The organism is Brasilonema octagenarum UFV-OR1 (genome assembly GCF_963888615.1).
Classification (GTDB): Bacteria; Cyanobacteriota; Cyanobacteriia; order Cyanobacteriales; family Nostocaceae; genus Brasilonema; species Brasilonema sennae.
Window position 1 is genome coordinate 64,833 of record NZ_CAWPKW010000045.1, and the last position, 21,014, is coordinate 85,846.

A 21,014-nucleotide genomic window follows, 5' to 3' on the forward strand; every position below is an offset into this window, starting at 1 on the left:
TAGGGGAGGGCATAAACTGAAAAGCTTAGTCTCAACTTGAAACGGGTTAATAAGTACAAATGTGACTGCAAAAAAAAGGGGAGAAGTTTGATGAACGATTTATTCAAAGGTTTTGAGCAGTTATTAGAACTTGCAAAAGCCTTGGAAGAAAAAATTGAAACTGGAGAACTCAAAGCAGATATGCAGTTCCGAACTCGTCCTTTGAGGAGTATACCTCGTTCTCCCCGTCCTAGCTATGTAAATAATGTCAGCACAAGTAGCTTCCGCACTCCACACTCATCTAGTTCTAGTTCTGGTGGATCGAGTTCTACAACCCCAAACCCAGTCAAACCAAATCAGACAACAGAGAATTATTCGTTAAAAGATGTGGGCGGACTTGGGGAAGTCCTCAAAGAACTCAAAGAATTAATCGCCATACCTTTAAAACGTCCTGACCTACTTGCGAAAATTGGACTAGAACCGACACGGGGTGTTTTATTAGTCGGTCCCCCTGGTACTGGCAAAACTCTCACTGCCCGCGCCCTTACTGAAGAACTGGGAGTCAACCACATTGCCATAGCTGGACCAGAAGTCATCGGTAAACACTACGGCGAAGCGGAACAGAGACTGCGAGAAATCTTTGAGAAAGCTGCGAAAAGTACTCCTTGCTTGATATTCATAGATGAAATCGACAGTCTCGCCCCAGATCGCAGCAAAGTAGAAGGGGAAGTGGAAAAACGGCTAGTCGCACAACTCCTCAGCCTGATGGATGGTTTTGCCACAACTAAAGGCGTGATCGTGCTAGGGGCCACTAATCGTCCCGACCATCTTGATCCAGCGTTGCGACGCCCTGGAAGATTTGATCGCGAAGTGTTATTTCGCGTACCAGACCGTCAGGGACGCTTGGAGATCCTACAAATTCTGACTCGCGCTATACCATTAGACCAGACGGTAAACTTAGAAGCGATCGCCGATTTAGCCGTCGGATTTGTGGGTGCAGACTTGAAAGCCGTCTGTCAAAAAGCTGCCTACAGTGCTTTGCGCCGCCAAGTCCCCTCCATTGAAGCCCAAATTCCAGAGACGATGACGGTACAGCAGTCAGATTTTTTGCAAGCACTTCAAGAAATTAAACCCGCCGTTTTGCGTTCGGTACAAGTAGAATCTCCTAATGTTGCTTGGTCAGAAATTGGTGGACTTGAGGAAATCAAACAAACTCTGCGCGAATCGGTAGAAGGTGCACTGTTACATCCAGAACTTTATTTAAGAACCAAAGCGCGATCGCCCAAAGGCATTTTACTTTGGGGACCACCTGGAACTGGCAAAACTATGTTAGCTAAAGCCGTTGCTTCCCAAGCTAGAGCTAATTTTATCTGCATCAATGGTCCGGAATTACTGAGCAAGTGGGTGGGTGCTAGCGAACAAGCAGTGCGGGAATTATTCGCCAAAGCTAGACTTGCAGCCCCCTGTGTTATTTTTCTCGACGAAATTGATACTTTAGCACCAGCAAGAGGGCGTTACAATGGCGATTCTGGAGTCAGCGATCGCGTTGTGGGACAGTTGCTCACAGAATTAGACGGGTTGCAGACAGGTGCTACCATTCTAGTGATTGCCGCTACCAATCGTCCTGATACCTTAGATCCAGCAATACTTCGCGCTGGACGGTTAGATTTACAGCTATTAGTGGATTTACCTAATTTGGAAAGTCGCTTGGCAATTCTGCTACTCCACAACCAAGACCGTCCATTGCAGGATGTGAGTTTAGCATACTGGGCAGCAGTCACTGAGGGTTGGAACGGGGCGGATTTGGCATTGTTAGGCGATCGCTCTGCTGTAGAAGCAATCCGTCGCTATCGCTCTGGTGGAATGAGTGATCCGGCGGCAATCCGGATTACAACTGACGATTTTAACTATTCCTACCAGGTTTTAAGCCAACAGCGTCCGGCGTAACCTGCTGCGTTGAAAAACAGTTTTCGGTGTATGGCACACAGTTTTTCCCGGTATTCCGTAGGCTAGCTATTACAGCAGTTTTCATATGAATAGACCACAAATCGTAGGGTGGGCATTGCTTAGAAAAGCCGATTTGATAGACATTTGAGATATTAATGAGCAATGCCCACCTTACAGAAAACCGCTGTAAAACACTGGCTAATAATTCTCAACAATTACCGTATTTAATTTCTCCAGGACTTACGCAAGGGAAACGTAGTTGTGTCATTGCGACCAGGAGTACGCAATCTCACAGTCAACTATTATTAGTAACTCGTGCGTAAGTCCTATCCTCAATCTTAGACCTGAATCTTTATACCGATTCTGCTATAAACTTGCACTAAATAATTAAATCTCTTTTCTTGGCGTTCTTGGCGTTCTTGGCGGTACCCTGCGGGAAGCCGCTGCGCGTCTACGTTTTAAAAATAAAGTACATCTATGGCACTTTACGAGCAAGCTATCATGGAGAATTGGTATTAAGACGATTTTCACTAAGGTTTGGGATTATCATTTCTGATAGGAATAGAATTGGTATGACATGTGCAAACATTGCCAACAGGTGATCGAACAGCTAGGAATTGACATTGAGCTTTTTTTCAGAAAGCTAGCAGATTTAGGTAGAGGACAACTTAGCGAGTGGGATAAAGAGATTATTTGTCAATCTTTACTAGGACACTCTCGAAAACACATTGCTCTTCAACTGCGTTTACCTGCTGAAAGTGTTAGAGATCGATTGTCTCACTATATCTATTCTCAAATATCAGAGTTAATGCAAGTTGATCAAGAAGCGATCGCTTTGAACCACCATCAGAAATTGTTACTGTGAAATGGAATCCTCAACAACAAAAATGGAAATGGTCGCATTTACGATCAATGTAGGAATAATATCAAATCCGTTTGTATCGGAATTATTTCTCCTTCCTCTCCACGCCAGTCGCCTACGGAGGGAAACCCTCCTGCAGCGCTGGCTCCTCTGCGTCCTCTGCGCCTCTGCGGTTTTTTAATCATTCAGATGCTACCGGATTTGATATAACTTGATGCTTTGCACATATTTATCCCTATTCCAGCAATTCAACGTGAGCGCCAAACTTAGCCGCTAGTTTGCGATCATAAGTCAGCACCTGAGTATTAGATTGAATTGCTGCTGCCACGAATAACGTATCGTAGAACGAATGACTTGCCTCGACTGCCAATTTTAGAGCAATATCCCGAATTTGAGAACTAGAAATCGTGATATCAACCAATGCCTCAGCATCTTGCAGCGCATCTAAACCTATTTGCAACGGTAGTTGCCGAAATTGTATCCATTGCCAAATCACATTGCCGAGCTCGGTAAACAACGAATCAGGCACCACAATCCGATCTACACTTTCTAAAGCAGTGATTGCCTGGTCATACTTCTCCTCTACGTGTAAGAGCGCATAGGCAAACACCATCGTATCAATCACCATCAGAGTCGTCCTTCTGATTTCCAAGACTGCACCTGACTTTCTTGTTCCATCGGTAACGCTTCCGCGCGTTGACGAATACGAGCAAGCACTTCATTACGTTCGCCATAGCGTTTTTGCAGTAAATCGCGGACTTCTTGCTCCATCGAAATCCCCTTTTGTCCCGCCAAGCGTTTAATCCGAGCGACTAATTCATCAGATATATTGCGAATCGTAATTGTTGCCATACTGCCTCCTTAGAAGAGTGCTAGAATACTCGCGGATCGTTACCTTTATGCTAGCATTCTGCTAGCATTTGAGTCGCCTAAATTATTTCAGCATCCGATTAACTAAGAAAGGTATTGGCGATTCAGAGAAATCAACGCAACTATCTCAAATCTCCTACCACTTCTAAAAATCCGATCAAATTTTGGCATCAGTCCTAAAAGCGACAGATGTAGCACTTCTTTCTACATCTGAAGTAGAGATTTTTTCAGTTCTATTAGTAGGCTGTATTTAACGAATTCAGGAAATGACAATGCAGAATAATTCTTCCACGAACAACCCTACTACTGAACGCTGGCAGTTTTGGATTGATCGAGGCGGTACGTTTACCGATATAGTGGCACAAAGTCCAGATCGTAGAGTCATCGTTCACAAACTGTTGTCGGAAAATCCACAACGTTATACAGATGCTGCAATTCAGGGTATTCGAGATATCTTAGGAATTCCATCTGATGCGCCAATTCCAACCGATCAAATTGCTGTTGTCAAAATGGGAACGACGGTGGCGACGAATGCACTATTAGAGCGTAAGGGCGATCGCACTCTTTTACTGATCACAAAGGGCTTCCGTGATGCGTTACGCATTGGTTATCAAAATCGTCCGAACATCTTTGCGCGTCACATTGTTTTGCCTGAAATGCTTTATGAACGGGTGATTGAAGTTGAGGAACGTTATAGCGCTCAAGGTGAAGAACTTTTGAGCGTTCAAATTAATCCTCAACTCATGCAATCGCTACAATCAGCATACAACGCTGGCATTCGAGCTTGTGCGATCGCGTTTCTACACGGCTACCGCTACCCCAACCACGAACAACAAGTTGCCGCAATCGCCCGTGACATCGGTTTTACCCAAATCTCAGTGTCTCATCAAGTCAGCCCACTGATGAAGCTGGTCAGCCGGGGCGATACTACTGTGGTTGATGCCTATCTATCTCCAATCTTGCGGCGCTATGTAAATCAGGTTGCCACAGAACTCCAAGGTTCGCTCTTGGATGGTGCGGTGCCCCAACTCATGTTCATGCAATCCAACGGCGGTTTAATCGATGCTAACCGATTTCAAGGTAAAGACAGCATTCTATCCGGTCCGGCTGGCGGAATCGTTGGAGCTGTGAAAACGAGCGCAATGGCAGGTTTTGACCGAATCATCGGATTTGATATGGGCGGGACATCCACCGATGTTTCTCACTACAACGGTGAATACGAGCGCACATTTGAAAGCGAAGTTGCTGGAGTGCGGCTGCGTGCCCCAATGATGTCGATTCATACCGTGGCGGCGGGTGGTGGATCGATTCTTTCCTTCGATGGATCTCGCTATCGAGTAGGTCCTGAATCGGCTGGTGCATATCCTGGTCCTACTTGTTACCGTCAAGGCGGTTCATTAACTGTCACTGATTGCAATGTGATGATCGCTAAACTTCAAGCCGCTTTCTTCCCGTCTGTATTTGGCAATGAAGGTAACTTGCCCCTAGACACTGAGATTGTGCGGCAAAAGTTTACCGAATTGGCAGCACAAATTAGTGAAAAAACTGGTTTTCAACAAAAGCCAGAACAAGTAGCAGAAGGATTTTTAGCGATCGCGACGGGTAAAATGGCGAACGCAATTAAGAAAATCTCGATTCAACGCGGCTATGATGTCACAGAATATACACTTTGTTGCTTTGGCGGTGCTGGCGGACAACATGCTTGTTTGATTGCGGAAGCGCTAGGGATGACCCGAATTTTCATTCATCCCTATGCAGGGGTGTTATCTGCCTATGGCATTGGGTTGGCGGATGTACGAACTCTCAAACAAAAGGCAGTGGAAGTTCAATTAACCGAGTCCGAACTGCCTTCGCTAAAACAAACGCTTGCCACTCTTACTGCTCAAGGTCGCACTGAAATTATTCAACAGGGAATCGCTGAGTCTCAAATCCACGTTCTACTTAAAGCACATCTACGCTATGCAGGGACAGATTCTGCTTTGGTTGTAGATTTTGGGAATGTGGTTTCCATGCGCGATCAGTTCTTGCAAGCCTATTACCAGCGTTACGGCTTCACGATGCCTGATAAATTACTGATGGTGGAAGCGGTTTCTGTGGAAGTGGTTGGACAGACCATCGACCTCGAAGAACCGATACTTACATCTAGCAGAACCACACCGCTTGAAGCAATCGCGACGGTACAAATTTACACCAAAGGTAACTGGCACGATACGCTCGTTTATCAGCGTCAGGATTTAAGACCTGGCGATCGCATCACAGGAGCCGCTTTGATCGTCGAACCCACTGGAACAAATGTGATTGAGCCTGGTTGGTGTGCAGAGTTAACTGCACGGAATCACCTAATTTTGAGTAGGGATGAAGCAAAGATCAAAGATCAAACTACTAATTCATCCTTCAGCTTAGCACAAAATTCAAGTAAGTTAAATTCAAAGTCCTTTTCTGCCCCCGACCCTGTTCTCCTAGAAATTTTCAACAATTTAGTGCGGGCGATCGCAGAGTAAATGGGCATCACGCTGCAAAACACAAGTTACTCCGTCAACATTAAAGAACGGCTCGATTTCTCGTGCGCCATTTTTGATCAACACGGACAACTCGTCGCCAACGCGCCGCATATTCCGGTTCATCTTGGTTCGATGAGCGAAAGCGTGGCTAGTTTAATCCAAGCCAAAGGCAATACAATTAAACCCGGTGATGCCTACGTTTCTAATAATCCCTACAACGGGGGTACGCATCTTCCAGATGTCACAGTTATTACTCCAGTTTTTGTCTCCCAGGCTGCAATTCCTTTATTCTACGTCGCCTCACGTGGTCACCATGCCGACATCGGCGGAATTACACCGGGTTCGATGCCACCACACAGCACCACTATAAATCAAGAAGGCATCTTGCTTGATAACGTTTTGCTTGTAGAGCAAGGACGTTTTCGAGAAGCAGAATTACTAGAATTGTTGAACGCAGGTAACTATCCGGTTCGCAATCCCGCTCAAAATTTAGCTGATCTCCAAGCACAGATCGCCGCTAATGAGCGAGGTGTGCAGGAACTTTCCCGCATGATCGAGCATTACGAACTAGGAACGGTGCAAACATACATGCAGCATGTCCAAGATAATGCTGAAGAATCAGTGCGGCGCGTGATTAATGTGCTTAAAGATGGCAGCTTTACTTATTCTATGGATGATGGAAGTGAGATCAAAGTCAAGATTACGATTGAGCGAAGCCATCGCGCTGCCTGTATTGATTTTACTGGCACCTCTGCGCAGCAATCTACAAATTTGAATGCCCCAATAGCTATTTGCAAAGCGGTTGTCCTTTATGTTTTTCGTACACTCGTTGATGATGACATTCCCCTGAATGCAGGATGCCTCAAACCTTTAGAGATTATTATTCCAGAGGGCTGTCTGTTGAATCCGCAATATCCAGCCGCAGTCGTCGCAGGTAACGTTGAAACGTCCCAAGCGATCGCAAACGCCCTGTATGGTGCCCTTGGTATAATGGCAGCATCTTGTGGCACCATGAACAATTTCACCTTTGGCAATGAGCGACACCAGTATTATGAAACTATTTGTGGTGGTTCTGGTGCTGGGGCAACCTTTAACGGAACTGATGCTGTTCAGACGCACATGACTAACTCACGCCTCACCGATCCGGAGGTGCTAGAGTGGCGATTCCCGATTTTAGTGGAAGAGTTTGTTATCCGTCCTAATAGTGGCGGAAAGGGAAAACACAGGGGTGGAAACGGAGTCATTCGTCGGATTAAATTCCGTGAAGCGATGACTGCTGCAATTTTATCAGGTCATCGCGAAAAGCCGCCCTTTGGGTTAAAAGGTGGTGAACCGGGCGCGATCGGGCGCAATTGGCTAGAACACCATGATGGGACAATCGAACCCCTCCCTAGCAAAGCAGAGGTTCAAATGCATCCAGGCGATGTCTTTGTGATTGAAACGCCAGGAGGCGGAGGATTTGGTTCAGTCAAAAGCTTACAAGACGACTAAACCCATAATCGCATAACTACGAGTGCCAAAAGAAATTCCAACCTATAGGCAATACCTTCGCTAAACTCTATTCCCAAGGCTCTTAAATTGGCGAAGGTATTGACCTTAGTACAGCATTTCATAAATCCGTGACGAATTGAATCACCTACTGGTAAAGCTTCAAGAGGTTCAATAACGCTACGAACTTGTTAAATCTTGTACTTAGTAGCTCTTGCTTACTAAGCAGTACTGCACTCGTCCCAAGGGGACATACGCAAAGCAGTGCGTAACATAAAATTATAAACAAATCCTAACTTACTTAACCCAAAAACACAGTTCTGAAAGTGGAACACATGCGCTTCCTGCAGTCGTCTAGGATTTGGTATACATTTGTAAAGGGGAAGTATCTTAGGTAAGAGTTTCTTGGTTGATTTAAGTCCCTGCCAGGGTTTTAGTAAACCATTATCCTTGCCTTTATCTCGTAAGACCTCAGGGAGCATTTTAAATCGTAGTAATACGGTGCAAATGTGAACCAAACTACCTTTAACAGGGTAAGTGTCGGCATTGACAACGGTTCCGTTATCAGCCAAGTCAACTGGGAAAGGAACTAGAAGACTATGCCGAATCAATAAATTTGGCTTTCCTTGTTCAAAACCCCGTGCTAGTTACACTCACGGATGGAACACTGGCGATATAGCTTTTGGCAAAGGTCTTACAGGTCGCGTTGTAGTGCAATCAAGTACAAGATTAGAGATTCGCGTTGATGGGAAAAGAATCCGCGCTAAGTTATCAGAGTTTAAAAAATTGCACATGAAGGATAGCTATTCCTATGGTTAACCGAATGTCTGTTTTACTTCGTTTCGTACCGATATGTCCCATTAAAAGCTCATCTAGTCAATTGGCAACTGTACACTGTCCTGTTGGGCTGCGTTATATTCTATCCGAATGAGATCTCAGATAATGGAGCATGACAACTAAGCTGCTGAACAATCGCTATCAAGTTCTCCAGGTACTCGGTGCCGGTGGGTTTGGTGAAACTTTTTTGGCGGAAGATACTCATATGCCTTCTCGCCGTCGCTGTGTGATTAAGCAACTCAAACCCGTAATCAACAACCCGCAAACTTATCAAGTTATCCAAAACCGATTTGAACGAGAAGCTGCAACCCTGGAGTTTCTCGGCAAAGGTAGTGACCAAATTCCCGAACTCTTTGGCTACTTTCCTGAAACAGGGCAATTTTACCTTGTTCAAGAATGGATTCAAGGTGAAACTCTAGCACACATAGTTAAGTCACAAGGGGCACTGGGCGAAACGACTGTTAGGCAAATCTTATTGAGTTTGCTGTCCGTATTGGATTATGTCCACAGTAAAGGGATTATTCATCGGGATATTAAACCGGACAACATCATTATCCGCTCCTCGGATGGCAAACCTGTCTTAATTGATTTTGGTGCTGTCAAAGAAACAATACGTTCAGTGGTGAGTCCTGGAGGATATCCCGTACAATCACTGATTATTGGTACACCAGGCTATATGCCGAATGAGCAAGCTGTTGGACGCCCAGTTTACGCCAGTGATATTTATAGTTTAGGCATGACAGCAATTTACTTGCTCACTGGTAAATACCCAAGTGAACTACAAACAGATCCTCAAACTAGTCAAGTGACATGGCACCACCTAGCTCCTCAAGTATCCCAAAACTTGGTGATGATACTCAATCAGGCAATTAAGCCACTTGCAGGCGATCGCTACACTACCGCCAGCAAAATGCTTTATGCTTTGAGATCTGCAACTTCTGTGCCTACGGTGGAACCAACAGCAGCCTCTCAACCGACAGTACCCCTTGTGACTACAAGTTCTGGTGGATCATACTCATCACAGTATACTCAACCAGCATTGCCTTCCACTCGCAAACCTGCTGTTATTCCAACTTCTTCCACTCCAGCAAACTGGCAAAAACCTGCTTGGATTGTAGGCAGTATGCTTGTGGGTAGCTTGATTGGTGCGGTAGCCATTGCCAATATAAATCGTCAATCATCTGAAGTTCCCGTTGCAACATCGCCCACCTCTACAGAGGTTCCAACAGCGAACGAAACAAATCCAACCCCTGCAACACCCTCCCCAACTCCTACTTCTCAAGCTAGGATACGTAGATATAGCAGAGTTACTACACCAGAACCAGTCGTGATTGCACCCACGCGAGCGCAACAACAACCAGAAGCTTATATATCTGCTTCACCCTCAGTTGTTCCTGACTCGAAATCACAGTTATCAACAATTGAGCCTGTACCAGAACAACAAGTCCCTGAACAATTGCAAACTCCAATTACTTCCATTCCACAGCAAAGCATACCGCAAGAATCTATCCCACAACAACAATTTACACCACAAAAAACGGAACAACCAGTAACACAGCAAAAACCACAACAACAATCTACACCACAAAAAACAGAACAACCAGTAACACAACAACAATCTACACCACAAAAAACAGAACAACCAGCAACTTCTCCTAATGTGATCTCAACTCCAGAGGCTTCCACCCCACCTCCACAGCTGGAAAAACAAAGTCTTGCAATTCCAAAAACCAGTAGTAGTGATGTTCCTGCATTTCCCGTTGGTTCTTCAGAAGATACTGTTACAGCAGCTTTAGGAAAGCCAACTAAGGTTTCTAGAGGTGCGTTTGGGAGAACTCGTGCTTACCTTTACCAGCGTGATCCAAACCGCGTTGATCTTGGTTATTTGTTTGATCGGCAAACAAAAATGCTGCGTCAAACAGAAGTTTCTTTTGCCCAATCTGTTGCACCGGAGGTGATGCACAACACATTGCAGGGAATGCTAGGGGGTAGTGCTTCTGGTAATATTAAGCAAGGACTGCAACAAGTTTATGATCGCAAAACCAATCAATACTCTTTTAATGTTGGTGGACTCAAAGGCTCGATAGAACGCAATTCAGAAGACCAAATTTACATTGCAATTTGGGATTCTAACTTGCATTGATCAAAAAATCTCTATCTATAGCTGTTGCCAACTCTATTAGGACATATAGGAGGGAGGAGAGAACAGGTAATAGGTAACAGGCAACAGGGAACACCCGAACTCTTAACGCTTAACTATTAACCCTTAACGCTTAACAGGCGTGTGAAAGTCTGGTGATGTCTGTTTTATCTCATTAGTTCATCTCCTAATCTACCTGGTAACGGCTATACGTGCTAGTCGCGTTTCTTGCTTTATGCAATCGCCCTAATTCATATTTCTATTCTGCAACGTCTAAATTCCAGTAATGGTTTGCTGCACTCGTTGCAAGTTGGTGTTATCCTGTTTTTGAGAATAGATTTTAGCCGCTTGCTCAAAAGCCTGCTTCGCTTCTACTTTCTTTTTCAAAGCCAAGAAAGCGTTACCTTTGTTTTCGTATGCTTGAGCATAGTTAGGATCGCGCTTAATCACGCGATACGCGAAGCGTCAAGCCTCCGGCTTATCGCAGTCTTTAATTGCATCCTCATATTTCTTGCGGGCAAAGCGGGCTAAACTTCGCTGATAGTAAGCATCAACGTAGTTTTCATCTATATCAATTGCCTGATCATAATCTCTAGTCGCATCTTTATGTTCGCCGTTCGCATAGCGGGCTACTCCCCGGTTAAAGTATGCCCAAGCCCAGCCAGCCCTTTCAACGCGAACAAATGAACTAGTGAGTCATTCCAATGACACAAGTTGCAGATGAGTAGGAAAATAGATATTTTCGACCAATTTTAGCGTGTGTTAACTCTGAGAGTTATGAGTGGAGTTGAGACTAAAAATCGGCGATACGCCTTTGGCGTCTGCGCTCCGCGCAATCGCCATCGACAGTAGAAACTTCGCTTAGGCGTGAGCAAAAGGTGTGATGAGCGAACAAGCGGAAATGCTCGAGTTGTCTCCAGGAGGCACGAGGGGGGCTGCGCCCTCCCTCAGGACTCCCCCCGTTGCCTGTCGCTGAGCGACCGCCGCTATCAAAATAGCGAGTGAAGCGGCATCGCCTGTCGTGGCGGTCACTCACCCTTCGGGTTCGCAGTCGCTACAACGGGGGGAACCCCCGCAACGCGCTGCGAACCGCTTCGCTGCGACAGGCTCAAAAAAAGATTACTTATCTCAATAGATATCTAAAAGGCGTGCAGTCGAAACATGACGATGTCTATGATCAACAATTAAAGGTTGGCGTTTTTTCTTCGGACTTCTTATGGCTTTGAGAAAACGTTTGAGATTCACGCCAGTCGCCAGCTGTTGTAAAAGTTGTCCCATTTGGTCTAAAGAATATGTCCTGAATATTTCCCACTGCTGGGATGGAATAGCAATCATCATCCCGCGATATGTGCCTTGAATTTCATCTACTAAGTAGAAATCAGACAAACCTGCATCAATTTTGGCGATGCCATGTACGCTTCCTAAGGCGGCTTTTAGAGTGGCGAGAATGTTGTATGTTACTAACGCCATCGAAAACGAGAACAGGGCAGCTTTAGGATAGGCTAACGTTTGAATTTCTGCGTTAAAATTTTCAGTTACGGTTTGAAAAAGGGTTTCTAGACTCCAACGATTACGATATAACTCGGCTATTTTTGCCGCATCAGCGTGGCTTAAGGGTAAGTTTGTCAAAATCGCTATTTCCCATTCTTTGTCTCGTGTTGGCACAAACAACTTCAGCACAACTCGTCGGCATTTTAAACGATTTCCCTCCTAACAAATTTCGATGCACTGCTCAAAAAGATTTCCTGTATCGGTTTGACCCAAAGCTCTTAAGGTGCTCAGTTCTGTCCAACCTAAAGACCCATGTTGCCGAATCACAAAGAAAGCTTTTTGCTGTGCAATCGTCCACAGAAACTTGGCTGTGCAAAAATTCCGGTCTCCAGTCCAAACATCGTTTGGTTGTACACCAGACAGCACATTATCAAATAAACTCCGCTCATTTGCATGACCATCTTGACAAAGAATAATATCTATTACCAGTTTTGATAGTGGATCTAATACAACTATTGCTTTACCTGGCAAAGCTTTAGCTGCAAATAAACGAATTGCATCTAATCGATGGTCTGTAGCAGCCAAACAAGTCCCATCTACAATTTTATGCCGATATCCTGGTAGTGGATTTGGCTGTTCTCCACCCATGATTTCAATTAGCACTCGCAAATCGCTCGCTGTTTCTCTTACCAATGCTTGACTCACACTCAGTTCTACACCGCAGAGCTTTTTATATAGTGCTGTGGTGCTCACAATCAGGTTTGTTGGTCTGGCTTTATAGGCGGCATGAACCGATTTTTGAATTCCACACACCACCAAACTCATCAAATCTACTTGGCTGGAAAATAGTAATTCTTGCTGGTGCTGTACTTTCGCGTGAGTTTCAAATAATTTATCCATCCGTTCCGGGGCAAATACACGCTCCATTAATCCTCGTGCCATTACACTTACTGGACTTTCTTGGACAAATTGTTCAAAAATGGAGCGTAGCATCTTGACACCCAAACTCGCCCTTATATCTTGAGGATACATCGAAGTTGTACCTCAGATTCCTGACTGGCACAGGGTTTTAGATTTCAAAATCCTAGTTCATTTGTTCGCGTTGAAAGGGCTGGTGGCTTTAGTCCTAGCAGTAGGTGCTAGCGTAACCGCCATTTTCTCTTGTTTAAAATAGCCGCGAGGGTCACTATGGTCGAATAGATTTTAAACGCCAAACTTGAGATACAATCTCAAGTTTGCATTGAATGATTTAGTTTTCTGGTTCCTGCCAGCAACTAATATCAAATCCGTTTATATCGGAATTTTTCCTTCTTCCTCTCTCTCTGTGTGTCCTCTGCGCCTCTGCGGTTTTTTTATCACTCAGATGCTACCGGATTTGATATAAAACGGAATGCCCATTTTAGTTTGGGGTGATTGCACTGAGGGGTGTCTCCCCTCAGTACGAATTCTGTTTACTCGCATATAAAAATTACATCAGGGTGCATGAGTCCAATTCATTAAGTGAAAGTCACTCTTTGTTTTGGTTTCTCGTATGAAAAAGCTAAGGTTCTTGAGTAATTACTTAAACGAGTAATTACTCAATCCACCTCAACTGGAGTGCGGAAGGTGGGTTTCACAAGTTCGTAGCGTTATTTAGCCTCTTGAAGCTTTACCAGTAGGTGATTCAGTTCGTCACGGATTTATGAAATGCTGTACTAAGCCCCCTTTTTAACTCTGTTGGGGGATCTTAACAAAACTAAACACCACTAACTGAACTGTATTGATTTTTATCAAAGTAAAGCTGGTTGCATAAGTTGTCAAAAGCCACTGTATTTATCTTCAGAGGTTTTTGGAGCAAGTTTATGCGAATCTACTGGAAGCCGATTATTTGTGAGGTGATATTAGAAATTCTGCTAGAACTAGCCCCAGGAAGCTTCGACATTATGGCGACTATTAGCGAGTATTTGGTGGAATCGACTTGGGAAGCTAGCAGAACTTCAATTCAACTAGTTTTGGGAATGAATTCCCAAGCAGCTTTCCACTAATCTCTCTAAAAGGAGTAAGTGCCATCTGCTCCTCAAAACACTTACTTTACAAGACTTGCAGACAAATTTTGTTTTTCCCCAAAATGAGCTAGTGGCTACAAAACTTTTTACAATCTTGGATCAACAGGTTCGCTCTCCATCGCCAAAATACCAAAAACACACTCATGCACACGACGCAGTGGAACATGAGCAACAAATAGCTCCAAAGCCTCGACACCCAAAGCAAACTCCCGCATCGCTAAAGAACGCTTGACAGATAGTCCCCGTTGACTTAAATGTTGCAAATTCTCAGGCGTTGAATATTCGGGATCGTAAATCATTCGCAGATATTCGCGTCCTCGACACTTGACAGCAGGCTGAACAATCTGGCGATCGCCTTTAACAATAAATCGCTAACATATTGTTAGCGATTTGCAGCACGTCCGCTCACTAACTTCACTGGATCAATATCCAAAAGCAGTGCTGCAGTGCATCGTTGCTCATTTGCTTCTGGATAGAAGACGTGCGCTTGTCCAAAGGAAAGAGGAAAAGACTGACAACGATCTGGGTGTTTATGCAGTAGGTATCCTAAATCTGTAGCTGGATAATATGTGGTTGTAATCGACAGCAGCATTCACAATAAACAGAGGTTCACTCTGGGCAGAATAATCATAATTACTGCTTAACAGCTCGTGATTACCAAAAATATTTATTTAATGCTGCCATAGCACTTCCTACTTGATATTTCTTAACAGATTCTTTGGAAAAGGAAAATATTTTGCTTGGCTAAATATTTGTGATAGGCTAGCTTATTTTCCTGTTTGTCTTTTCCTAAGTTGTATATAGAATTAAACACTCTAGATAATTAGGGAGCATCTTGTGAACTTCGACACTGATCGCGGTAGCGGCAGGTTTTTCCTGCAATGTTTCTGTTAATCTTGAACCTACACACCAAATCTTTTGTTAAGACTGGCAGTGAGGAGTGAAGTGTGTAGGAATAGCCGGGATTGTGGTACTGTCTCTACACCAATACAGGCGCAATCCATTGTACCTCTAGCCTTACACCTTTCATTCTTTGAAGACGTTAATTTTTGTTTGATTGTGTAAATCCCGTTCATCAATACCCCACCTACACAGCAACTAGGTGGGATTATTGTTTTAACTGATAAAACTTCTTCCTGGTTCTTTCATTTTGAATTTTGTTCGCCTTTGGCGTGCCCTTTGGGCATATTTTGAATTTTGAATTGCCTAACATGGACGCCTGTTGGGGTTTGAATAAATCATCTGTAAAACCTTGGGCGGTTCATCACCAATGTGAAAAGCACGGACTCGTTCCTCAATCACTCTATCTGTATTCGTCACCCGCGCAAATTGCCTTTTGTGTTCTGCCCAAGACTCTACAAGGATTGTTTCCACAAAGCGACTAGGATCAGATAAATCTTGATACAAGCCCCATTGAATCGCACCATCACGCCGGCGAATTTGGCTAAATGCTTGCATCACCTTGGTAAACTCTTCAGCGTTTGCTGGGTCAATGCGATATTCTAAAGTAATTAAAACAGGGCCATCATTTGGGCAAGGTTCAAAAGCAATGCGTGGCTGATCCCAATGCAGCGACGCTTGTAAGTCCAATTTTTCAGCACAGCGAAGACGATAACGCCTTGTCAGCAGGACACACACAATTAATCCTACAGCAGCACTGGTAAGGGCAGTCGAGATACTTGTATGTTGAGCCAAAGTACCCCACAAAAGACTGCCCAACACCATACTTCCTTGGAACACAAGCAATTGTACAGATAAAGCTCTAGCACGCACCCAGCTTGGAACTGATGTTTGGGCTGTGACAGTCAGACTAACCATCACGCACAGGGACGAAATGCCCACCAGTAGCATCACTACCCACACCAGTGGTACAATCCGGAAATATGCTAGTGCCAGCATCATCGCAGCCATCACTAAGGATGCGATCGCCACCAGGCTGTCGATTGAAAATTTCTCTCGTGCTTTGGGTAAAATAAACGCTCCTATTAAGCCACCAATACCCCAAAAGCCAAGAACGACACCATATCCAAACGCATCCAGCCCCAACTCTTTACGCCCCAGCAGTGGTAGTAGGGCAAACAAAGCGCTAGCAAAGAAAATGTAGGCTACTGTCCTAATCAGTACAGATTGAAAGACTGGGGCGTAACGGATGTAACGTACCCCTGCTTGCATAGCTCCCACAAACCGTTCTGTGGGTAAAGCACTCTTTTCATCCGTACGTTTCCAGCGAGAAATCACAAATATCACACTGACAAACGAAGCAGCGTTTAGCAGGAAAACAACACCCGTTCCTGCTGTGGCGATGACAATCCCTGCTACGGCTGGACCAATTGAGCGAGATAAATTAACAACAATACCACTGAGAGTGACAGCTTGCGGCAGTTCTTCTTTCGTTACGAGTTCGGGCGTTACAGCTTGCCAAACAGGCATATTCATCGAACTACCGATACTCAGAGCAAAGGTTAACCCTAAGAGTATCCACGGAGTTGTTATGTGAGCTATTGTCAGCACACCCAACAAAGCAGCTACGACTAACATCCAACCCTGTGTCCACAGCAGCATCTTGCGACGATCAACAACATCAGCAAGTGCTCCTGCTGGTAACGCCAGCAAAAAAAATGGTAAGCTAGACGCCGCCTGCATCAGCGCCACTAACAACGGTGAATTGGGGGCAAGAGTTGTCATTAACCATGATGCGCCGACATCGTGCATCCAAGTTCCAATGCTTGACACTGCTGATGCTACCCACAAGGCACGAAAGACTGGCTGACGCAGAGGAGTCCACATCGAAAGAGCAACTGCTGATGGTGATGTCATATTAGAAGTATTGACTCGTTAAAAGGCTTTAGACAGCCCAGCTTGTTTCAAAACAGCGTTGGCTGTATGGCGTGACTTGATAGAACTATCTACCACAAATCGACGATCTGTAATTGGACTGTACCAGATTTCATGGTCTCCTTTACCTTGCCGTTCAAAGTAACAACCAGCTTCAGAAAGAATCTTTTTCAACTCAGCAGTAAATGACGCACTCATTTAGTTAGTTACCGAAATTAACTCTTGCCGATGACTGATTAACTCAAAAGTGATAGAACCCGCATAGTCAGAAGGTACAATTCTGTTTATAATGATGAGTTCTGGAATCATATCTCGAAGCTTTTGTGTAAGAACCTCAATTGTAGAAGCTTCAGTGACTAATCCTGGCACGTCTTCACTCGTTGCAACCCAGACTTGTGCATCTTTATCCCAAAAAGCTTGAACTTTAAATGTGATTTGTGTCATGATTAAGCGCTCTGTCGAATTGACGACGTAATTTGAGTTTAAAACAAACGTCAAATATCTACCGTGTTAAACAAAAAAGTTGTTAAATCCTCTAAAATACGTAATCCCCTCAGAGAACCAGAAACAAGACGACTTGCAGCAATTGGTTGTCTAAGGAGTTCCATTGCTAAAGGAAATGCCTGCAAAGAACCATCAGAGTGAAATGCATTGGTGAGGTTAGGAATATTGTGATGTGCATCGTCGCTGATGACTCGCAACATTGCTACAGCAATTCCTCGCTGACTCAAAAATTCTAATGCTGCAAATCCCTCCATGTCTACAACGTCAGCATGATATGTTTGACCTAATTGAAGTTTTTCACTGGCAGAATAAATCAGGCGATCGCTCGTCAAACCAACACCCGTAAAAACTCTATCTTGTAATTGGTTTTGGACTATCTTTGTTAACTCGCGATCGCACAAAAGTTCAGCAGCACTTTTCTTTTCGTCTGTACCAGGATAAACGCAACTTCGATACACTACAGCCTTGCCAACACTGTATTTACTTGACAAACTTCCACATAACCCCATCAACAAAACTCTCGGTTGCGGATGATGAGAAAGATGTTCAGCTTCCAACCATTGTTCTAAATGTTTGGTTAATGCTGAAGAACCCATAGGAATCGGAAAAACAGGCGGTGTGGGAACTGCAAGCCGATTTAATCCTTTGCAAACAGCTTTGTACTCTGGTCCAGTAACAACTAAAATGGCATCCACAAGCATTTTCATAATTTTTTGGCGCTATTGCGTATACTGCGATTACAGCTTTACTTTTCGCCTCTGGGATACCAACTCAGCTGCTAACAGAATTGCTGCTTTCATACTCCTAGCATCGGCAATTCCCTTACCGGCAATATCAAATGCCGTCCCATGATCCGGTGATGTACGAATAAAAGGAAGACCTATAGAAGTATTAACTGCTCTGTCAAATGCCATCAACTTCACAGGTATTAAACCTTGGTCATGATACAGTGCAAGGTAAGCATCTGCAGCTTGTGACGGGTTTACCCTGAGCGGACTTGTGCTGAGCGTAGTCGTAAGCGCAAGCGCACGCCAAGGCGAACGCGTAGCGTCTCCGGAGGAGATAGCAGCCGAAGGGTCAATGTTACCATACCAAGCTTGACCTGGTTTAACCCACATTGTATCTGGTGGAACCGGACCGTCTAATTGTAAATTCGGGCGGTTTTTGCGTTCTTGCTCAATCCAGGGAATTAACCAATCTTGTTCTTCGTGTCCAAGTTGTCCTTGTTCGCCGCTGTGGGGGTTTAAACCAGCGATCGCAATCCTCGCTCTTTGTAAACCAAAATCTTTCTCCAAACACTCCACCAACAAGTCAAGTTTTTCTGTCATCAACTGCGGTGTTAATACTTTGGGTACTTGACTTAATGGCACATGTGTGCAAGCAAGCAGAGTGCAAAGTGTCCAGTTAGTATGGGGCGAACGAGCGACAAATAACATTCCTACACGCTTGGCACCCGACTTTTCAGCCAAAAGTTCTGTTTGACCTGGATAATTATACCCTGCCGCCTTCCAGGCTGATTTGGCAATTGGACCTGTGACGATACCATCAAATTGATCTGCTAGTGTTTGGGCAATTGCAGTTTCCATATAAGCAAAGCTAGCCGCACCACTCGCTGCATTCCCAGTTCCAATAAGAATTTCATCCTGTATGTGCTTGTCTAAGGGCACATCAAAAATTGATAGTTCTTCTGGATTTGCTAAAGGCTGAGAATTCTTGGCTAATTTTAGTTTCGTATAAATCTCTACTAATAAACTACGGCTACCCACGACCGTCAGATCACAACTTTTGCTAACTTCTGGATCGGCTAAAGCTTTTAAAATAACTTCTGGTCCAATTCCTGCTGGATCTCCCAGTGTTAATGCTAAGCGTGGGCGGCTTTGCACTGGTGTTATATCTTTTTCATCTAATTTGTACATTGTTGGCATATTATTCCTTCTCAAGATACACTTCAACTTCGTAGAGAGCAGGAATTTGCTCAAAACAGACTTGTTTGGTCAGTTCTTGACTCAAGGACTTGCAAATAAAAAAATATTCAATCGGAGGGAGACAAGGAGGACGACTTGGGATATCGGCTACTTTACAATGTTTTACACTAGTCTAATACTTTGGCACCTCTTTCAGGCTCTGGTAAACTTAACTTAATTAAACAATTTGCAAAGGAGAATTGCAGCAATGAGCGGCGAAATGTTGAATGCAGCTTTGTTGTCCTTCGGATTAATCTTTGTAGGCTGGGCTTTAGGCGCTTTGTTGCTCAAAGTTCAGGGTGGAGAAGAGGAATCGCTGTAAAAAAGCATCGCGTTAGAGACAAGAGACAACTTTAAAGTCTCTTTGTCTCGTATACGCGCTTTAAAAGCGTGTAAAATTTTGTTTGCATAGTCAAGTCTGATAAGATTTTATTCATAAAAGTTTAAATTTTGTAAAAAGCTCTCATGACATTATTAATAATTGGTGCCACTGGTACCTTAGGGAGACAAGTGGCTCGTCGTGCGATCGATGAGGGGTATAAAGTCCGGTGTCTTGTTCGGAATGCAAAAAAAGCCGCGTTTTTAAAAGAGTGGGGAGCAGAAGTTGTACGAGGAGATTTATGCTATCGTCAGACATTGACAGCAGCACTTGAAGGTGTGACAGCAGTTATTGATGCGTCAACATCTCGTCCTGCCGATTCTGTTAGTATCAGACAAGTAGATTGGGAAGGCAAAGTCTCTTTGATTCAAGAGTCTGTTGCTGCAGGTGTAGAACGTTTTATCTTTTTCTCCATAGTGGATGCTGAAAAATATCCAGACGTACCGCTGATGGATATTAAGCGGTGTACAGAACTCTTTTTGGCTGAATCTGGTTTAAATTACACCATATTGCGACTGTCTGGCTTCATGCAAGGCTTAATTGGTCAATATGGAATTCCCATATTGGAAGCACAGCCTGTTTGGGTAACAGGAGATTCGTCTGCGATCGCCTACATGGACACTCAGGATGTTGCTAAATTTGCCATTCGCGCGCTGAAGGTACCAGAAGCCGAAAAGCAAACTTTTCCAGTGGTGGGAACTCGTGCTTGGAGTGCCGAGGAAATTATAGCCTTGTGTGAACGCTTATCCGGAAAAGAAGCGCGGATTACACGGTTGCCAATTAATTTACTACGTACCGTGCGCCGAGTCATACGCTTTTTTCAGTGGGGATGGAACGTCTCAGATAGACTTGCTTTTACAGAAGTCATCGCCAGTGGCAAGCCGCTAAATGCTCCAATGGAGGAAGTTTATCAGGTTTTTGGGTTAGATCCAAACGAAACCGCAACCGTAGAAACTTACCTGCAAGAGTACTTCAGCCGAATTTTGAAGAAGCTCAAGGAGTTAGACTACCAGAAGATTCAGCCCAAAAAGCAAAAACCAAAAAGGTCCCCGTTTAAGAAAACCGACACTCAGTAGCTATCAGTCATAAGTCATGACTCAGTAGTTCTGACACAAAGACAAAATATTAATGACTAAATAGCCCAAAATGTGCAACGATTAACATAATAAAGT

General features: G+C 44.2%; 19 protein-coding genes and 3 pseudogenes. 9 read left to right on the forward strand and 13 right to left on the reverse strand.

Features of this window, described 5'->3' with window-relative positions; genetic code table 11:
• Positions 1 to 90 precede the first annotated feature (90 nt).
• Positions 91 to 1,926 carry an AAA family ATPase gene (locus AC5590_RS03000; RefSeq protein ID WP_169262986.1) on the forward strand — a complete coding sequence of 612 codons (1,836 nt, stop codon included), beginning with the start codon at positions 91 to 93 and terminating at the stop codon, positions 1,924 to 1,926.
• Positions 1,927 to 2,503: 577 nt separating this feature from the next.
• A complete protein-coding gene (locus AC5590_RS03005) occupies positions 2,504 to 2,791 on the forward strand; it encodes a hypothetical protein (RefSeq protein WP_169262987.1) in 288 nt (95 codons plus the stop codon).
• A 232-nt stretch (positions 2,792 to 3,023) separates the two neighbouring features.
• Here AC5590_RS03005 and AC5590_RS03010 read toward each other — a convergent pair whose 3' ends face one another.
• Both AC5590_RS03010 and AC5590_RS03015 read right to left on the reverse strand, forming a co-directional pair.
• Positions 3,024 to 3,416, reverse strand: a complete 393-nt coding sequence (locus AC5590_RS03010) for a type II toxin-antitoxin system VapC family toxin (RefSeq protein ID WP_169262988.1) — start codon at positions 3,414 to 3,416, stop codon at positions 3,024 to 3,026.
• Positions 3,416 to 3,640 (reverse strand): FitA-like ribbon-helix-helix domain-containing protein, encoded by a 225-nt coding sequence (locus AC5590_RS03015; protein WP_169262989.1) that lies wholly within the window; start codon positions 3,638 to 3,640, stop codon positions 3,416 to 3,418. Before AC5590_RS03015 ends, AC5590_RS03010 begins: the two co-directional genes overlap by 1 nt.
• A 290-nt stretch (positions 3,641 to 3,930) precedes the next feature.
• On the opposite strand from AC5590_RS03015, the gene AC5590_RS03020 reads away from it, so the two are divergent.
• The 4 genes from AC5590_RS03020 (at position 3,931) to AC5590_RS03035 (ending at position 10,627) form a co-directional block, all read left to right on the forward strand.
• The gene (locus tag AC5590_RS03020; protein ID WP_370460511.1) at positions 3,931 to 6,159 is read left to right on the forward strand and encodes a hydantoinase/oxoprolinase family protein; all 2,229 of its coding nucleotides are present in this window, start codon (positions 3,931 to 3,933) and stop codon (positions 6,157 to 6,159) included.
• Positions 6,160 to 7,650 carry a hydantoinase B/oxoprolinase family protein gene (locus AC5590_RS03025; RefSeq protein WP_370460512.1) on the forward strand — a complete coding sequence of 497 codons (1,491 nt, stop codon included), beginning with the start codon at positions 6,160 to 6,162 and terminating at the stop codon, positions 7,648 to 7,650.
• 543 nt (positions 7,651 to 8,193) lie between these two features.
• Positions 8,194 to 8,466, forward strand: a complete 273-nt coding sequence (locus AC5590_RS03030; RefSeq protein WP_169262990.1) for a hypothetical protein — start codon at positions 8,194 to 8,196, stop codon at positions 8,464 to 8,466.
• 130 nt (positions 8,467 to 8,596) lie between these two features.
• Positions 8,597 to 10,627, forward strand: a complete 2,031-nt coding sequence (locus tag AC5590_RS03035) for a protein kinase domain-containing protein (RefSeq protein ID WP_169262991.1) — start codon at positions 8,597 to 8,599, stop codon at positions 10,625 to 10,627.
• Between the two features lie 270 nt (positions 10,628 to 10,897).
• Here AC5590_RS03035 and AC5590_RS03040 read toward each other — a convergent pair whose 3' ends face one another.
• The 4 genes and pseudogenes from AC5590_RS03040 to AC5590_RS03055 all read right to left on the reverse strand — a co-directional run bounded on the left by AC5590_RS03040 (position 10,898) and on the right by AC5590_RS03055 (position 13,147).
• The gene (locus AC5590_RS03040; RefSeq protein WP_246162877.1) at positions 10,898 to 11,074 is read right to left on the reverse strand and encodes a hypothetical protein; all 177 of its coding nucleotides are present in this window, start codon (positions 11,072 to 11,074) and stop codon (positions 10,898 to 10,900) included.
• A 15-nt stretch (positions 11,075 to 11,089) separates the two neighbouring features.
• A pseudogene (locus AC5590_RS03045) lies at positions 11,090 to 11,269 on the reverse strand (tetratricopeptide repeat protein); the annotation flags it as partial.
• 483 nt (positions 11,270 to 11,752) lie between these two features.
• The gene (locus tag AC5590_RS03050) at positions 11,753 to 12,304 is read right to left on the reverse strand and encodes a hypothetical protein (RefSeq protein ID WP_248277111.1); all 552 of its coding nucleotides are present in this window, start codon (positions 12,302 to 12,304) and stop codon (positions 11,753 to 11,755) included.
• Positions 12,305 to 12,334: 30 nt separating this feature from the next.
• A complete protein-coding gene (locus AC5590_RS03055) occupies positions 12,335 to 13,147 on the reverse strand; it encodes a transposase (protein ID WP_248277112.1) in 813 nt (270 codons plus the stop codon).
• 809 nt (positions 13,148 to 13,956) lie between these two features.
• Here AC5590_RS03055 and AC5590_RS03060 point away from each other — a divergent pair.
• Positions 13,957 to 14,139: a hypothetical protein gene (locus tag AC5590_RS03060; RefSeq protein ID WP_169262992.1), complete on the forward strand. Its 183-nt coding sequence runs from the start codon at positions 13,957 to 13,959 to the stop codon at positions 14,137 to 14,139.
• A gap of 107 nt (positions 14,140 to 14,246) precedes the next feature.
• Here AC5590_RS03060 and AC5590_RS03065 read toward each other — a convergent pair.
• The 7 genes and pseudogenes from AC5590_RS03065 to pdxA all read right to left on the reverse strand — a co-directional run.
• A pseudogene (locus tag AC5590_RS03065) lies at positions 14,247 to 14,531 on the reverse strand (polynucleotide kinase-phosphatase); the annotation flags it as partial.
• A gap of 14 nt (positions 14,532 to 14,545) precedes the next feature.
• Positions 14,546 to 14,752: pseudogene (locus AC5590_RS03070) on the reverse strand (3' terminal RNA ribose 2'-O-methyltransferase Hen1); the annotation flags it as partial.
• Between the two features lie 614 nt (positions 14,753 to 15,366).
• Complete coding sequence (locus AC5590_RS03075) at positions 15,367 to 16,977, reverse strand: MFS transporter (protein WP_246162834.1); 1,611 nt, start codon at positions 16,975 to 16,977, stop codon at positions 15,367 to 15,369.
• An 18-nt stretch (positions 16,978 to 16,995) separates the two neighbouring features.
• A complete protein-coding gene (locus AC5590_RS03080) occupies positions 16,996 to 17,193 on the reverse strand; it encodes a type II toxin-antitoxin system HicA family toxin (RefSeq protein WP_169262993.1) in 198 nt (65 codons plus the stop codon).
• The gene (locus AC5590_RS03085; RefSeq protein ID WP_169262994.1) at positions 17,194 to 17,439 is read right to left on the reverse strand and encodes a DUF1902 domain-containing protein; all 246 of its coding nucleotides are present in this window, start codon (positions 17,437 to 17,439) and stop codon (positions 17,194 to 17,196) included.
• Positions 17,440 to 17,489: 50 nt separating this feature from the next.
• The gene (locus AC5590_RS03090; protein ID WP_348982674.1) at positions 17,490 to 18,206 is read right to left on the reverse strand and encodes a 5'-methylthioadenosine/S-adenosylhomocysteine nucleosidase family protein; all 717 of its coding nucleotides are present in this window, start codon (positions 18,204 to 18,206) and stop codon (positions 17,490 to 17,492) included.
• Between the two features lie 30 nt (positions 18,207 to 18,236).
• On the reverse strand, positions 18,237 to 19,415 hold the full coding sequence (gene pdxA, locus AC5590_RS03095; protein WP_169263025.1) for a 4-hydroxythreonine-4-phosphate dehydrogenase PdxA: 1,179 nt from the start codon (positions 19,413 to 19,415) through the stop codon (positions 18,237 to 18,239).
• 256 nt (positions 19,416 to 19,671) lie between these two features.
• Here pdxA and petM point away from each other — a divergent pair, with 256 nt between their 5' ends.
• Together petM and AC5590_RS03105 are read left to right on the forward strand one after the other, a co-directional pair.
• Entirely contained in the window at positions 19,672 to 19,785 is a 114-nt protein-coding gene (petM, locus tag AC5590_RS03100; protein WP_169262995.1) for a cytochrome b6-f complex subunit PetM, read from the forward strand.
• 143 nt (positions 19,786 to 19,928) lie between these two features.
• Positions 19,929 to 20,918 carry an SDR family oxidoreductase gene (locus AC5590_RS03105; RefSeq protein WP_169262996.1) on the forward strand — a complete coding sequence of 330 codons (990 nt, stop codon included), beginning with the start codon at positions 19,929 to 19,931 and terminating at the stop codon, positions 20,916 to 20,918.
• Positions 20,919 to 21,014: the final 96 nt, after the last annotated feature.